Origin of the sequence: Vibrio sp. V30_P3S12P165, from assembly GCF_009904905.1 — a bacterium.
GTDB lineage: Bacteria > Pseudomonadota > Gammaproteobacteria > Enterobacterales > Vibrionaceae > Vibrio > Vibrio fujianensis.
In genome coordinates, this window is record NZ_WXWH01000030.1 from 225949 (window position 1) to 242239 (window position 16291).

Sequence of the window (16291 nt, forward strand, 5' to 3'; positions counted from 1 at the left end):
CCGTTGAAAGGGTATTTTCTTATGTTATGACCTGTTTATATCGCCAAACATTTGCAAATGTCCGTTGACAACCCACCCATAACCAGACATAAACGCTATGATTATAAAATGTGCGCAGCTATCTGGCTGCTTACTACCTACTAAACGAGGAAAAGGATCATCCCATTTCCGCTAAAAATGAGTCTCTACGGGTGTAGTTATGAAAAAGAATAAAATTGTTACCACAGAAGACATCTTACTAAAACTTTGCCAATCCGTTTCTTCGGTGCTGTCAGCTGCGACAGATACCCATATCACCTATTCTGCAATGGTACAGAAGATTAGCAAAACCTCACTCAAACCAGATTTTGGCTGTTTTGTCTTATTTGATGGCGGGTTTTCAGGTTTAGTCGTGATTAACTTTACCGCCAAAGCCGCCTTGGAAGTATATTCTCAATATATGCGAAATATGGGCATACCCGAGGAAGAACTTGCCGTGTTACACACATCCGATGAAGTGGGAGATGTGTTAGGCGAATTAATGAACCAGTTAGTGGGTGATTTCACTAACAAGGTGCGTAAAGAACTACAAACCAATATTACTCAAAATCAGCCCAAAATGTTGTCATTAAATAAGCAAGTTATCTTATCGGTAGACACTAATCTCGACCGACCACAAGCTCGTCGTGTTACATTCTCTACTGAAAATAACCATATTTTTTATTTAGAACTTGCTATGGATAAAACGGAATTTATTCAATTAGAAGAATTTGAGGTACAAGATGATGAAAGCCCGGATTCCATCCTAGAGGCAACTCGGCAAAAAATGTCATCCGAACCGAAAAAAAACGAAACGCCTAATGCAGACTTGGCTTCCGATTTGCTCGATGAACTCGGCCTATAATAGGCTCAACATCGTTAGATAATCATGAGCGGTTGTCCTTTTCATCATATGACTATCGCTCACTCCCCTCTTCTTGCATAAATAACAGTTGAGTCAGTATATGTCTGGCCTACTGTGCTTTAATTTCTGCAATAAAAACGGTAAAATGTCTGACTTTTCTCAACGCCATGGAACCGTTTTTATAACTCGATGGATAAACAAAAAGCCTTAAAGAAAATTGCCAAATGCCTTGAATTAGGCAATTCAGCTAATGTGAATGAAGCCGCGAATGCTATCAAGATGGCTCATCGGCTTATGCTCAAGTATGGTCTAGATAAAGACGATATTGAGTTTATTAAAATGGGGAAAACACAATCAACCCACTTACTCCCCGCCTCTATTAGCGCTGGAATTCTGCGTGTGATTCGAGGCATCAATACTAAATTTGGCGTCGAGGCGGTATTACTTAATCACAAAGGCTTAAAGCGGGTTGAATTTATTGGTGAAGCCGATCGTGCCATCTTTGCCGCCTTTGCTTTTGACATTATCTACCGTGAAATGAATGAACAAACGGGACAATTTCGTAACAGTTTCGCAGGCAGTGGAACTCCCACCAGTGAAGTCTCGCGTCGAGTTAACTCATTTCTATCAGGTTGGGTTGAAGGCGCTTTAGAAAAACTACCGACCATCACGCCTGATGAAGACTCAACCAATAAAATTAATAATTATATTGATAAAGAATTTCAAAATATTGATAGAGAAACCTTTAAACAGCAGCTCAAAGAGGCTATGAAAAATCTAACGGCTGACTATGAAGTGGGATTAAAAAAAGGACGAAAAGTATCCGTAAATCGCCCCATCGACGGTGCACAAACACCGAAGTTATTAAAGTAATCGGGTTTATGAGTTCTAGACATTAGCCGCTGATACGATGACGCACTAAAACAGCTCACTCAAGTAAGTGACTTAATCTCATTCACAAAGCCCTATTTGGGCTTTTTGCTATTCTCACTACCCTATAGGAAATAATAGGCTAAAAAATTCTATAATCAGCTAAGGTCACCAAAATCACTGTAGCTTCAAGTCGCAAGGGTATCAAATGAAACCGTTGATGTCACAACTCCTCATATTACTGATGCTGATTCCCTCTCTCAGCCACGCTAACCAAGTGCAATTATGGCAAAGCCAAACAAGACAAAGTAACACCCAACCTACGCAATACACCTCACACACCAGCGTCGAGCACCACACAACACCAGATAATCTCTATCAGCTAGAGCAAGCCGCGCAGCAAGGAGACACATCAGCGATGGAGCAATTAGCTGATCACTATTTAGCTGATACTCATCAGCCAATGCACACAGCGCAAGCACTACGTTGGCTGATTAAGTTAGCAAATTTAGGCAATACTCAAGCTGCCATGACCATTGGTGAAATGTACCAACGGGATGTTCCTTTCCCTGAAGCATTAACAATGGCGGAACTTTGGCTCTATAGCGTTGCCGATCGCGACCCTGAAGCCGAACGTCATTATTCTTTGATTTTACAAAAGAAATTCAACCGGCAACGAGCAAAACAGATTGCCAATATTAACGCATTAGAGCAAGCAAACGTCGATTCAGGCTTACAAACATTACCAACTCCTGATATCTCACAACGTAGCCCTGCTAATTCATCAAAGACTTATCCGCTGATCATTGGCTTACTACTGATAATTATTGCTGCGACGCTGTCATGGTCTTTTTTACTGAAACCTGATTTGCGCTTATCTAGCACACTTCCGAGTAACCAAATAGAACAATTACATCAGCAATTACGTGGACAAGCTCAAATGATCCAGCAACAAAAACAGCAATTAAATAAGCTTTATCGAGAGCTTTCTCGTCGTCAGCAGAAAGATGGCGAACAACAATGGAAACTCGCCTGTGCCTTGTTTGGCTTTAATCCAGACCAACTCCCGAATGAACGTATGATTAAAGCACGCTATAAGCAACTTTCAAAAATTTATCACCCAGACTCACAAGGCAGCAATGCTGAAATGCAAAAACTTAACGAATCACTCAAACTAATACTACAAAAAACCAACAAATAAATACAGGTCAGGTACTAAACTTGTTTAATCCTCCCGTTTCTTTGAATTAATTTTGTAATCCGACCGATTCTTGTCGCAATAAAATAACAAAAAGTTAACTTAATGCTGCTTTTATGTGATAATACGCCGCGATAAAAAAACAAGATGATCAAGGTGGGAAAATGTTTAATAGCGAAGGCATGTGTGACTGGTGTAAGCAACTAGGATTACTGACCAAACATGAATATATTGATGGAAAAGCCCATTATGCTTGCCACCGTTGTCATGATTTAGCACGAATGGATGTACGGCTATTTAATTTAGCTGAAATTGCCCAGCAGCAACGGCGAGCAACACAACAGATATAAAAAGCGCCACATGGCGTTTTTTTGTACTGCAAGCTCCGATATTTACTGGCATGTAAATAACGACAGATCGATACCCCCACACGAGAAATTTCTACTTGATCACAAAATAAGATTTTCTTCTCTCTTTACGACAAAAAATAACCTGCCTTATTTATCAATAGAATAAAGAAAAATACTTACTCCAAAAGCCATTTTAGAATGGATAAGATAGCGACGCATGGCTTGATCCAGATAACAATTCATAATACTGTATAAACATACAGCATGTATTAAAGGACAGTATTATGCTCAACACTAATTTCGTCCCCTCTCTTATGATTGGTGGAAATGCTTCAACGGCCTCTTACCCAACACCATCTGCCGTTTATGGTGGAATAAACGATAGAGTCATGATGCGATTGGCTAAACTGTCACAACAAAAACAATGGATTTTTTATACTGCGCAATGCCCTCGTCCCCAATATCATCAATTAGCGGCTTATCAAATCCAATGTGAAAAAATTATCCACTTAAAAGCCTCTCAGACCCGATCTGAAATTGAAATCGTGATGAAAGCGATTCAATCAAACAATGCAAGCGCTATTGTTGCCTCTGGCGATATTGATCTCATCAGTCAAAAACTACTGGCACATATGGCAGCCGAGCATCAATGTGAGGTTTTTTTCCTAACCTCATCGACACGCGCCTTCCATTAAAATCGCAACATACCGGAAAGAGACAGCAACCAAAGCAATCGTTTGCTTTTTTCTGGCGAACATCAATAATTCTGGTATGATGCGCTCTGTGACCAAGGCAGTTGTCCTGATGCCGACTGCTTTCTTTTCTCTACGACGTTTAACCCAGATAGGAATGTCTCAATGAGCCTTGCTGATCAAGTTCTTGCCGTCAATGACGACCTCCCCATTCGTACCCATCACCCCGTTCATAGCGGTAAAGTTCGCTCTGTTTACTGGCTAACGGAACAAGATAGTAAACGTCTGATTCAGCAAAAGGGCTACCCCATTGCTGAAGATGCCCCTCTAGCTATTATGGTCATCAGTGATCGGATATCCGCTTTTGACTGCATTTGGCATGCGGAGGGAGGCGTTCATGGTGTTCCCGGCAAGGGAGCAGCTCTAAATGCCATTTCAAATCATTGGTTTAACCTGTTTAAGCAGCAAGGTTTGGCTGATAGCCACATTGTCGACATTCCTCATCCATTGGTGTGGATCGTTCAAAAAGCCAAACCGATCAAAATTGAAGCGATTTGCCGTCAATATATTACCGGCTCCATGTGGCGAGCCTATGAAAAAGGGGGACGAGAATTCTGTGGTATCGCTTTACCTGAGGGGTTAAAAAAAGATACCGCGCTACCCGAGTTGTTGATTACCCCTTCCACGAAAGGGATTTTAAAAGGCATTCCCGGCGTACCAGAAGCGGATGATGTTAATGTGACACGGCAAGACATTGAAGCAAATTTTGCCGCCTTCAACTTTAACCAAGCATCTGATATTAATCTCTATGAAAACCTTTTAAAACAAGGCTTTACTGCCATTAGCCATGCATTAAAAGAAATTGGACAAATCTTTGTTGATACTAAGTTTGAATTTGGCTATGTCACTGATGTTCATGGACAAGAAAAATTGATTTACATGGATGAAGTAGGAACCCCCGACTCATCGCGAATTTGGGATGAATACCACTACCAATCTGGAAAAATTGTCGAAAACTCTAAAGAGGGCTTTCGTCAATTCTTACTCAACTATTTTTCAGATCCCGATATTTTATTAAACAAAGAGCGGATGCCAGAACGGGAAGCACTTGCTCGTGATAACGCGCTCCCACTGGAGGCTTTCATGGCTATCTCTCATGTCTATCTTGGTATCGCAGAAAAAATTGTAGGGCATCCTATTGAATTAAGTACAAATCCTAAGCAAGAAATTATCGATATTTTACGCGATCAATATGGATTAATTGACTAATGCCACACCCAATAAGGTGAAACAAGGAAACTGGGTGAAATGACCGTAATAAGTAATTTCACCCTATTGAATACCGTTTGGCTTAAGCTGGCGATTTTTATTTGAATCGAGAATACGGTTCACATGCAATACCCTTATAAAGTAATCATAAATTCATCTCTCTCTAACGCTTGAATCTGAGCGGCACTTTTTTCTTGAATCAAAGTGATTTGCTCCGGCTCAAGTGCATAGGGCATAACCAATTTTAGCTCTTCAATCCCTTCTAATTTGGCCAATTTAAGTAACGTAATTAAGTTGGTTTCGTCACTTCTACGAGTAGATAAACGCCGTAACGCCATCTCCCATAGCCGCTCTTCCTGAGTTTGGCTGAGTTTGACGGTATCTTGCCAAACCGTACCAAAGATTGGGGAAAAGGATAATAAAGCTTCTGAAAAGGTCCATTTTTTACGACAAGATACACCTAAAAAATTGGTGTAATCAAACACTACAGCGATGCGTTGTGATGGGTCCATATCTGCCTCGATCTCAATAGTATCCTAACCTCCTTACTATTATGCAGACTTGCTTATATATCAATGTGATATATAAAAACAATCTTCTATGCTTATAAATTGAATCTAAGCGGAATATAAAAACCAATACAGTAACAAGCCGTGTACAAATTCACCTCAATATGTGTCTGGTTGATTAATATTTTCGTTGATGAAAGAAATTTATACAATATCAACCACTCGACTTACTTTTTAAATTGCGCTCGGTAGCGTTCCCAATGCGGTAATTCCCTACGTTTTAGTACCATTTTCCGTAACCCACTTTGGTAGATAACATAAACCCACTTACGCTTAAGATGGTACTCCACTGAGAGTTGTAAATCGCCATTGCCTAAAGCTTTTTTTCGCTGTGCTCTGCGGATAAAAAATCGTCACGTAGCGGTTGGATCGGGAGATCAGACTGAGTCACAAGAATGTCGCACAAAAAGAGGCTAATAATAACGGAAAATGCGTTATTTTTCGTCCTTTTTATTACTTCCTTAGTGGTTATTAGCCGGAATTAACATAATCAATCGAAGGTTAGCTCTTGTCTATTTACAAGCGAGTCGATCAGCCGTTATCATTTTTGAGTTCCTTGTTCCCATCTACCCTACATAGGCCAAAAATGAATAACGATAAACGTCCGCTTTATATTCCTTATGCAGGCCCAGCCCTGCTTAGTACTCCTCTATTAAACAAAGGTAGCGCTTTTAGTGCAGAAGAACGGGCTTCTTTTAACTTGGAAGGTTTATTACCAGAATCAACAGAAACGATCCAAGAGCAAGTGGTGCGTGCTTATCAACAATACTGCAGCTTTGAAAGCGATATGGATAAGCACATCTATCTACGTAATATCCAAGATACTAACGAAACCTTATTTTATCGTTTAGTCCAGAATCATATTTCAGAAATGATGCCGATTATCTATACGCCAACGGTAGGCGCAGCATGTGAAAACTTTTCTAATATTTATCGGCGCGGGCGTGGGCTGTTTATTTCCTATGCCAATCGTGATCGGATTGATGATCTACTAAATAATGCAGCCAATCATAATGTTAAAGTGATCGTGGTTACTGACGGTGAACGTATTTTAGGGCTTGGTGACCAAGGGATTGGTGGCATGGGCATTCCCATCGGTAAGTTATCCCTTTATACCGCGTGTGGTGGGATCAGCCCAGCCTATACACTGCCCATCGTATTAGATGTTGGCACAAATAATCCACAGCGTCTGGCAGATCCTATGTACATGGGCTGGCGTCATCCACGCATTACCGGCATTGAATACGACAATTTTGTGGAAGACTTTATTCAAGCCGTACAACGTCGTTGGCCTGAAGCCTTAGTTCAATTTGAAGACTTTGCGCAAAAAAATGCCATGCCTTTACTCGAACGTTATAAAAACCGTATTTGCTGCTTTAATGATGATATTCAAGGAACAGCAGCCATTACCGTCGGTTCACTTCTTGCGGCATGTAAAGCGGCGGGGAGTAAATTGTCTGAACAACGCATTACCTTCTTAGGTGCAGGCTCAGCAGGCTGTGGTATTGCCGAAGCGATCATTGCTCAAATGGTTTCTGAAGGGATTGATGATACGCAAGCTCGCTCTCAAGTTTATATGGTCGACCGTTGGGGATTATTAGAAGAAGGGATGCCTAATTTACTCGACTTCCAACAACGCCTAGTGCAGAAAAAATCCAATACCAAGAAATGGAAATCGGAAGGCAACGGCTATTCGTTACTTGATGTCGTTCAGCAAGCCAAACCCACCGTCCTCGTTGGCGTGTCCGGCGCACCAGGCCTGTTTAGTGAAGACATCATCAAAGCCATGCATGCTCATTGCCCTCGCCCGATTGTCTTCCCACTGTCAAACCCAACCAGCCGGGTAGAAGCGACACCTTCCGATATTATTCGCTGGACCAATGGTGAAGCATTGGTTGCCACTGGCAGCCCATTTGATCCGGTATTGCATGACGGAAAAACCTATCCCATCGCACAGTGCAACAATAGTTATATCTTTCCAGGAATAGGCTTGGGTGTTCTGGCTGTTGGAGCAAAACGTGTGACCGATGAAATGTTAATGGAATCAAGCCGCGCCCTCGCACGCTGCTCCCCACTCGCCATCCATGGTCATGGGCCGTTGCTACCTCCGTTAGAGTCGATTCATTCAGTCTCGAAAAAAATCGCGGTTGCCGTCGCGAAAAAGGCCATTGAACAAGGCGTTGCTTTAGAAATGACGGATGAAGCTTTAGAGATTGCCATCGAGCAACATTTCTGGCAGCCTTCCTATCGTCGCTATAAACGTACTGCTTTTTAATCAGATTCACGAGCGGTTGAATATTTGAGTGAGGTGACATAGAGCGCATCACTCAACCTTAAGATTGTTTGCGATAAGCCCCGTTTCTGGGGCTTTTGTAACTAGAGGATCAATATGCTGAGTTTTTTTGCCCCAGCTGGACACTATATCGCCCCATACCTTGCTGAAATCTCGATGGCATTCATTGCCTGTTTTCTGGTTATGTTGGGAGGTGAAATTAATGCAATCCTACGTCGAGTGATGCTTAACCAACACTTTATTGTGCGAACATTAGCCTTTATCGCACTCAATGCATTTGGTTACGGCTTACTCATTGTAAAAGCTAGCCCTTACTTAGCTCGGACATTGTCTCATTTAGAGCGAGGCATGATGTTTAGTCTTGTTATCATCAGCTTTATTGTGATAGGCCTATGGGCACAAAAAAACCGTCAAATTTAGCACTTATCCAATTGTGCCGCCGACTTAGAATCGGTTCAAAATTACGCACCGGCGCTACGATGCTGGCCTTACTAAGCTTAGTATTTGTGATTGTGATTTTGACGCTTGATCGCTGGATCAGTTGGCAAGCGGATACTCAGATCATCAATGATACTCAGCAATTACCTCATTTTGAGGTCGCTGTAGTACTCGGCACCAGTAAATATCTTGGCCGAACCCTTAATGATTATTATCGCCACCGAATCGAGACGGCGATTGCACTGTATCAACAGCAAAAAGTGACCCATTTTTTACTCAGTGGTGATAATGCACACCGTTCTTATAACGAACCGTGGACAATGAAACGAGATCTACTCAAAGCTGGTGTACCGGATGAAGCCATCTATCTTGATTATGCTGGATTTAGGACACTCGATTCGATTGTGCGCGCTAAGCGTATTTTTGAAACGGATGATTTTTTGATCATCACTCAACGCTTTCACTGCGAACGAGCCCTATTTATTGCTAAACACCATCACATTAACGCAACCTGTCTTGCGGTTCCTGGCCCAACCCACTATTCTGGCTTTAAAGTGCGTCTGCGAGAAGTTTTTGCCAGAACGAAAGCTTTTTTAGATCTTTATCTATTTGATACTCAACCTAAGTTTTTAGGCCCTAAAGAGCCTATAAAGTTAGACAAAACCACTACAGCGCCTATGCCGGATTAATTTTTTTAATCCTAACCCCCATTGAGCCAAGCTAATAAAAACCATCCATTAACCTAATGAGTCATATCATGTCTTTCACTGTTCGAGGCGTATTAAATAAAATGCGCACCCACCTTAATCCTCAAGTTCAATATCAACTCCCGGTTGGCGAACACCTTATCGATCTCAATCCCTTAATTGGTAAAACACTGACCCTACAGCATACAGGTCATATTTATTGCTGTGCCTGCGGAAAGAAAACCAAAAAAAGTTATTCACAAGGCCATTGTTTTCTTTGTATGAAAAAACTAGCCAGTTGTGACATGTGCATCATGAAACCAGAAACGTGCCATTTTGATCAAGGTACTTGCCGAGAGCCGGAATGGGCACAGACTCATTGCATGGTTGACCACTATGTTTACCTTGCAAATACTTCGAGCTTAAAAGTGGGCATTACCCGCCACAACCAAATTCCGACACGTTGGATTGACCAAGGAGCAACACAAGGGTTGGCTATCTACCAAGTGAAAAACCGCCATATTTCCGGATTGATTGAAATCGAACTTGCCAAGCATATCGCCGATAAAACCAACTGGCGGACTTTATTAAAAAAAGAAGGGAAACCTCTTCCCTTACTTGAACAAGCAGAAACACTCAAACCGCTCTTAGCTGACACGGTTACCAACATTAAGCAACAGTTTGGTAAGGATGCGGTAACGGAAATTTATCACACCATAACGGATATTGAGTATCCTGTTCAGCAACACCCAGAGAAAATAATATCACATAATTTTGATAAACAGCCGCTCATCACTGGCCGTTTGCAAGGAATCAAAGGTCAATATTTGATGTTTGATACTGGAGTTATCAATATCCGAAAGTTTACCTCTTATGAAGTAGAAGTGAGTGCTTAACCAACGGGTAAGCTCGATCATTAACCATCAAACAATGCTTAAATTTTGAGTGAGATGAAACGGCCCCACATGGCCTCACATACAACAAAATTTAATGAGAGATAGCATGATAAATTTACAACAATCATCTGTAGCAAAAGCTTTTTGGCATTATACCTTACCGTCTATTGCTGCACTCATGGTCAGTGGCACCTATCAAATTGTCGATGGTATCTTTGTTGGCCATTTTATCGGAGGCGATGGCCTTGCGGCTATTAGCCTCGCTTGGCCATTTGTGGGAGTTTTACTTGCGTTTGGAATGATGGTAGGCATGGGGGCCGGTGCTCACGCGTCACTAAAAATGGGAGCAGGGCAGCGCCTGCAAGCTAATGGTTATTTGATGCATGCCTTACTACTATTATTAGTAATTGGACTGCCACTGGGCTTGTTACTACATTTTTTGAGTCCCAACTTTTTGCATTTACAAGGAGCCGAAGGTGGCGCTTATACACAAGGGACTCGTTATCTTTACTGGATGATGATTGGCGCTCCCGTGGTCTTGGGTAGCATCGCCCTGCCACTATTAGTCCGTAATGCTGGCGCACCACGCTTAGCGACCATCGCGATGGCCATAGGCGCTCTCGGTAATATCGCACTCGATGCGCTGTTTATTGGCTATTTTCAATTAGGGCTGCAAGGAGCGGCTTTTGCAACCCTCTTGGGTGAATTGAGTTCTGTCATGATCTGCCTTAGCTACTTACTCAGTCGCCGTAGCCACTTACCATTATCTTGGTCGACCTTTAGTTGGAAAATTCAACCCATCATCGACATTCTCAAAACCGGATTATCGAGTATGTTGATGTACCTTTATATCAGTTTTTCAATTGTATTACATAACATGCTACTGCTGCATTATGGGCAAGCCATTCATGTTGCTGCCTATAGTATCGCGGGATACTTAATTACTTTCTATTACTTAATGGCCGAAGGGACAGCGGGAGGCATGCAACCTTTAAGCAGTTTCTATTATGGTGCCAACTTAAAAAACCGTGTCAAAGCCTCCTATAAAATTGCCTGCCTGTTTACATTAGGTAGTGGCATTCTATTTGTGTTGGCCATTCAGTGGTCGCCCGAATTTTTTGCGCAATTTTTTATTGCACAAGACGATCAAACCTTACTCACGACCACAACCTGGGCTATGCGGCTCTTTCTGTGCGCGATGTTTTTGGATGGTTTCCTTATTTTAACCGCCACATGGTTTCAGTCACTTGGATTAGGTAACAAAGCCACTTTTATCACCATGAGTAATATGCTCATTCAAATCCCATTTTTATTGGTGTTACCTAAATTTTGGGGACTGAATGGTATGTGGCTCGCCGTACCCTTGTCTAATATTTGCCTCTCATTGGTGGTCAGTTATATGCTCCTTAAGCAGTGGCAAGCACTCGACCATTCAACTCAAGAACAATAACTTGCTGTAATAGCTTTTCATTATCAACAATATTTTCTACAATCGATTAACTTTTTCAGCATTCAATAGCGGAGTCATCATGAGCGACGTGAAACACTGTAAACTTCTTATCTTAGGCTCAGGTCCAGCTGGCTATACTGCCGCCGTCTATGCTGCACGCGCAAATCTGAACCCTGTACTCGTTACTGGAATGCAACAAGGCGGTCAGCTCACAACCACCACAGAAGTCGAAAACTGGCCGGGAGATGCCGAAGGACTAACCGGCCCCGATTTAATGGAACGTATGGAAGCACATGCCAAGCGATTTGAGACGGAAATTGTCTTTGACCATATTCACCAAGTCGACTTTTCTCAGCGCCCTTTTCGTCTCAAAGGTGATAGCTACCAATATACTTGTGATGCCTTAATTATTTCGACCGGAGCTTCAGCAAAATACCTCGGTTTAGCATCAGAAGAAGCGTTCAAGGGACGAGGCGTTTCTGCTTGTGCTACCTGTGATGGATTCTTCTACCGTAATCAAAAAGTCGCCGTTGTGGGCGGTGGTAACACCGCGGTTGAGGAAGCGCTTTACCTCTCCAATATTGCCGCAGAAGTCCATCTAATTCATCGTCGTGACAGTTTTCGTTCAGAAAAAATATTGATCGATCGCCTGATGGAAAAAGTCGCAAGCGGCAATATTATCTTGCATACCGAACGTACATTAGAAGAAGTACTTGGCGATGATATGGGCGTTACTGGCGTACGCTTAAAAGATACACGTTCTGGCACCTGTGAAGAGCTAGCCGTGATGGGCGTTTTTATCGCCATTGGCCACCAACCTAATACCGATATTTTTAACGGCCAATTAAAAATGCAAGAAGGTTATATCTGGGTGCAATCTGGCCTTGACGGTAATGCGACTCAAACCAGCGTAGCAGGTATTTTTGCTGCAGGTGATGTGATGGATCATAACTATCGTCAGGCGATTACTTCAGCAGGAACAGGCTGTATGGCCGCTCTAGATGCAGAACGCTATCTCGATAGCCTAAATAATCAATAAAGCACAATAAATTATGTCTTGTTGACCAACAACGCCCCAACCCAGCGGTATATCCGCTGGGTTTTCTTTTGTATACTAACGACCTTCCGTTCCAATAATAATTATCAATAAGCCTTTAAAATGGATAAGAAAAAGCAACGCAGTCTCAATATGTGGCTCAAACAGCAAAGCAAGCTCGCCAAGCGCTGGCTCATGCTTGCCATTGGGCTCGGTATCATATCTAGCTTATTTTTGCTCGTTCAAGCCGCCCTCATCGCCACGATTCTTCATCAGTTGATTATTGAACAAGTAGACAAGTACACGCTCATTCCTCAATTTATCGGACTGATGGCAACAATCGCGTTACGATCGATCTGCTCATGGGGCAGAGAAATGGCCGGTTTTCACGCCGGGAAAGAGGTTCGAACCTACATCCGGCAGCTTATTTTTGAGAAGTTACGCTCCTTAGGGCCAGCTTATATTAAGGGCAAGCCCGCAGGCGCTTGGGCAACATTAACGTTAGAGCAAGTTGAAGATATGCACGACTTTTTCGCTCGTTACCTGCCTCAAATGTCACTCGCCGTGTTGATCCCATTGATTATTTTAGTCGTCGTCTTTCCGCTAAACTGGGCGGCTGGATTAATTTTCCTGATAACCGCCCCTTTAGTGCCACTCTTTATGGCTCTCGTTGGAATTAAAGCCGCAGATGCCAGCCGTAAAAACTTTAAGGCTCTGCAACGTTTATCTGGTCACTTTTATGACCGTTTACAATCAATGACAACGATCCGGCTGTTTGATCGCACTCAAGCAGAAACGGAAAAAATGCGTGGCGCATCAGAAGTTTTTCGTAAACGAACCATGGATGTATTACGCATCGCTTTCTTATCCTCTGCGGTATTAGAGTTTTTCACTTCGATTTCTATTGCTATCACCGCGGTCTATTTTGGATTTAGTTTTATTGGTGAATTGAATTTTGGTCACTATGGCACAGGTGTGACGCTCTTTGCTGGCTTATTTATATTAATTCTCGCTCCTGAATTTTATCAGCCGCTGCGCGATCTCGGTACCTTCTACCATGCTAAGCAACAAGCGGTGGCTGCGGCCGAAAGTATTGCGGATTTTTTAGCCATTGATATTGAGAAAGTACATTCAGGTCATCAGATACTCAATCACCAAGAGTCGATTGAGATTATTGCGCAAGATCTATGCGTATTTAGCCCAGAGGGGCATCCGTTGGTTGGCCCCGTTTCTTTTACCTTATCCAGAGGGCAAACCACGGCATTAGTCGGGCCGAGTGGCGCTGGTAAAACCAGCTTAGTGAATGCGATTCTCGGTTTTATGCCTTACCAAGGAAGCCTCACCATCAATGGGATTGAACTAAATCAATGCGATCATCATTGCTGGCGAGCGATGATCAGTTGGGTTGGGCAAAATCCGCTTTTGGTCCACGGTAGCATCCGTGACAACGTCACTCTGGGAAAGGCCGAGATTGATGACCAGCAATTGCAAACGGTACTTGAAGAGGCTTTTGCTCGTGAGTTTGTGGATCATCATGGGTTGGATTATGTAATCAATGATCGCTCTGGAGGATTGTCCGTTGGCCAAGCACAACGTCTCGCTTTAGCCAGAGCTATGTTACAAAATGGCATGTTCTGGTTACTTGATGAGCCAACCGCTAGTTTAGATGCCAAAAGTGAACGATTAGTGATGCACAGCTTAGATCAACAAATTGCCAATAAGACCGCACTACTCGTCACCCATCAACTTGAACCACTTCGCTCAGTTGATCAAATATTAGTCATGCAAGATGGGCATATCGTACAAGTAGGAAGTTTTACTCAACTTAGTGAACAACCAGGGCTGTTTGCCACAATGCTAACCGCAAACCAAACCAGAAAAGCCGCGGATAAGGGGAATTTAGATGCGTGATTTACTACCCTACCTAAAACTGTATAAAAAACATTGGTTTAGTTTATCTCTCGGGATGTTGTTGGCCTTTCTCACTCTTTTTGCATCTATCGGTTTGTTGACGCTATCTGGGTGGTTTTTATCTGCCGCAGCCGTTGCTGGACTCACGATAGCTCGGGAGACATTTAACTATATGCTACCCGGAGCCTTTGTTCGTGGCTTTGCGATGGGGCGTACGGCTGGACGTTGGGGTGAACGCGTCGTTAGCCATAACGCAACCTTTAAATTATTAACCGATTTGCGGGTGTTTTTTTTCCAAAAACTAGCACCGCTCGTACCTGGTCGGCTATCTAGCCTACGAGATGCGGACTTATTAAACCGTTTAGTCGCAGACATTGATGCCATGGATCATGTTTACTTGCGCCTTATTAGTCCACTTACGGTCGGAATACTCGGTATCGCTGGCTTAACCGCTTTACTCTGTTGGTTTGATGCCACTTTAGGACTAACCCTCGGCGGTATTTTACTTCTTATCTTACTCACTTGGCCTCCTCTTTTTTACTGGCTCGGTAAACGCAATGGTCAAGCATTAACCGAGCATAAGGCCCACCTGAGAATTGCCACGTTAGACTGGCTACAAGGTTACAGTGAGTTAGTCATTTTTGGTGCTGAAGCTCACTATCGAAAAGCTATTTTTATCGCGCAAGATAAGTTGCTGTACAACCAAAAAATTAATGCTCATTTTACCGGTCTAGCGCAAGCTTTTTTACTGCTTGTCAATGGTTGGGTTTTAGTTCTCATGCTCTGGCTAGCGGCCGATGGTATCAACGGGCAAGCCCCTGATCCAATGGTCGCTCTCATCGCTTTTGCCACTATGGCTAGCGTTGAACTCCTTATGCCAATTGCCGGAGCTTTTCAACATTTAGGACAAACATTAACCTCTGCTCGACGATTAAACGAAATTCTCCTTAGTGAGCCAGAAGTCTCCTTTACCGAACAACCCACCGTCCATTCGGGACAATTTGATATTTATTTTGATCATGCTTGTTTTCATTATCCAGACAGCTCACAAACGGTGTTAAACCAGATTAACCTCGCGATCCCAACAGGAAACAAAGTAGCCATTGTTGGCCAAACTGGTTCTGGGAAATCGACCTTAATTCAGTTGTTATGCCGTTATTGGGACGTACAACAAGGTCAAATCACCCTTGGTGGCACCCCTCTACAAGCGTGGCAAGAAAGTGACTTACGCTCTGCAATAAGTGTCGTTAGCCAACGAGTTGATATTCTCAATGGTAGCCTACGCGACAATCTAGCATTAGCGAAACCTCATGCTCAAGAAGATGAACTTTGTCAAACACTTATCGATGTAGGTTTAAATAAATTACTTGATGGTCAGGGTTTAAACACTTGGCTCGGTGATGGTGGCCGCCAGTTATCTGGTGGCGAAAAGCGACGTATCGGAATCGCGAGAGCATTATTGCATGATGGTCCAATCTTACTGCTTGATGAACCCACAGAAGGTTTAGACAAGCAAACCGAGCAGCAGATTATGACGCTATTACAAACACAGTTTGCCCATAAAACGGTGATTTTTATTACCCATCGATTGGTCGATCTAGAATCAATGGACACCATTTGTTTAATTGATCAGGGAGAAATTGTAGAACAAGGGGATCATGCCACGCTACTTGCCCAAAAAGCTCGTTACTACCAGCTATATCAAACCTTATAATCCTTTCATCGATAAGCTCTCGGCAAGAAAACATTG

Annotated in this window: 15 protein-coding genes; 14 read left to right on the forward strand and 1 reads right to left on the reverse strand. The window is 42.8% G+C overall.

Annotation, left to right across the window (positions count from 1 at the left end):
- The first annotated feature begins 199 nt into the window (after positions 1–199).
- The 6 genes from CAG57_RS06665 to CAG57_RS06690 all read left to right on the forward strand — a co-directional run bounded on the left by CAG57_RS06665 (position 200) and on the right by CAG57_RS06690 (position 5262).
- A complete protein-coding gene (locus CAG57_RS06665) occupies positions 200–883 on the forward strand; it encodes a DUF3334 family protein (protein ID WP_161428253.1) in 684 nt (227 codons plus the stop codon).
- A gap of 189 nt (positions 884–1072) precedes the next feature.
- On the forward strand, positions 1073–1756 hold the full coding sequence (locus CAG57_RS06670; protein ID WP_099612313.1) for a DUF2786 domain-containing protein: 684 nt from the start codon (positions 1073–1075) through the stop codon (positions 1754–1756).
- Between the two features lie 217 nt (positions 1757–1973).
- Complete coding sequence (locus tag CAG57_RS06675) at positions 1974–2954, forward strand: J domain-containing protein (protein WP_161427085.1); 981 nt, start codon at positions 1974–1976, stop codon at positions 2952–2954.
- A gap of 161 nt (positions 2955–3115) precedes the next feature.
- Positions 3116–3301: a hypothetical protein gene (locus CAG57_RS06680; RefSeq protein ID WP_099612311.1), complete on the forward strand. Its 186-nt coding sequence runs from the start codon at positions 3116–3118 to the stop codon at positions 3299–3301.
- Between the two features lie 284 nt (positions 3302–3585).
- Complete coding sequence (locus tag CAG57_RS06685) at positions 3586–3996, forward strand: hypothetical protein (RefSeq protein WP_237665855.1); 411 nt, start codon at positions 3586–3588, stop codon at positions 3994–3996.
- Positions 3997–4158: 162 nt separating this feature from the next.
- Complete coding sequence (locus tag CAG57_RS06690) at positions 4159–5262, forward strand: phosphoribosylaminoimidazolesuccinocarboxamide synthase (RefSeq protein WP_161433658.1); 1104 nt, start codon at positions 4159–4161, stop codon at positions 5260–5262.
- Between the two features lie 134 nt (positions 5263–5396).
- Here CAG57_RS06690 and CAG57_RS06695 read toward each other — a convergent pair whose 3' ends face one another.
- Positions 5397–5774 carry a transporter gene (locus CAG57_RS06695; RefSeq protein ID WP_170886952.1) on the reverse strand — a complete coding sequence of 126 codons (378 nt, stop codon included), beginning with the start codon at positions 5772–5774 and terminating at the stop codon, positions 5397–5399.
- Positions 5775–6417: 643 nt separating this feature from the next.
- Between CAG57_RS06695 and CAG57_RS06700 the strand changes: the two genes are divergently transcribed.
- The 8 genes from CAG57_RS06700 (at position 6418) to cydC (ending at position 16255) form a co-directional block, all read left to right on the forward strand.
- Entirely contained in the window at positions 6418–8106 is a 1689-nt protein-coding gene (locus CAG57_RS06700) for an NAD-dependent malic enzyme (RefSeq protein WP_099612308.1), read from the forward strand.
- A gap of 114 nt (positions 8107–8220) precedes the next feature.
- Positions 8221–8544 (forward strand): DUF3392 domain-containing protein, encoded by a 324-nt coding sequence (locus CAG57_RS06705; protein WP_161427630.1) that lies wholly within the window; start codon positions 8221–8223, stop codon positions 8542–8544.
- The gene (locus CAG57_RS06710) at positions 8517–9251 is read left to right on the forward strand and encodes a SanA/YdcF family protein (protein ID WP_161427629.1); all 735 of its coding nucleotides are present in this window, start codon (positions 8517–8519) and stop codon (positions 9249–9251) included. The genes CAG57_RS06705 and CAG57_RS06710 overlap by 28 nt, the downstream gene beginning before the upstream one ends.
- 68 nt (positions 9252–9319) lie before the next feature.
- The gene (locus tag CAG57_RS06715; RefSeq protein WP_161427628.1) at positions 9320–10144 is read left to right on the forward strand and encodes a DUF2797 domain-containing protein; all 825 of its coding nucleotides are present in this window, start codon (positions 9320–9322) and stop codon (positions 10142–10144) included.
- Between the two features lie 106 nt (positions 10145–10250).
- Entirely contained in the window at positions 10251–11594 is a 1344-nt protein-coding gene (locus tag CAG57_RS06720) for an MATE family efflux transporter (RefSeq protein ID WP_161427627.1), read from the forward strand.
- A 79-nt stretch (positions 11595–11673) separates the two neighbouring features.
- Positions 11674–12633, forward strand: coding sequence for a thioredoxin-disulfide reductase (trxB, locus tag CAG57_RS06725; protein ID WP_161427626.1), 960 nt, complete (start codon positions 11674–11676; stop codon positions 12631–12633).
- 120 nt (positions 12634–12753) lie between these two features.
- Positions 12754–14541 carry a heme ABC transporter permease/ATP-binding protein CydD gene (gene cydD / locus CAG57_RS06730; RefSeq protein ID WP_161427625.1) on the forward strand — a complete coding sequence of 596 codons (1788 nt, stop codon included), beginning with the start codon at positions 12754–12756 and terminating at the stop codon, positions 14539–14541.
- Positions 14534–16255: a heme ABC transporter ATP-binding protein/permease CydC gene (gene cydC, locus CAG57_RS06735; RefSeq protein ID WP_161427624.1), complete on the forward strand. Its 1722-nt coding sequence runs from the start codon at positions 14534–14536 to the stop codon at positions 16253–16255. Before cydD ends, cydC begins: the two co-directional genes overlap by 8 nt.
- Positions 16256–16291 lie beyond the last annotated feature (36 nt).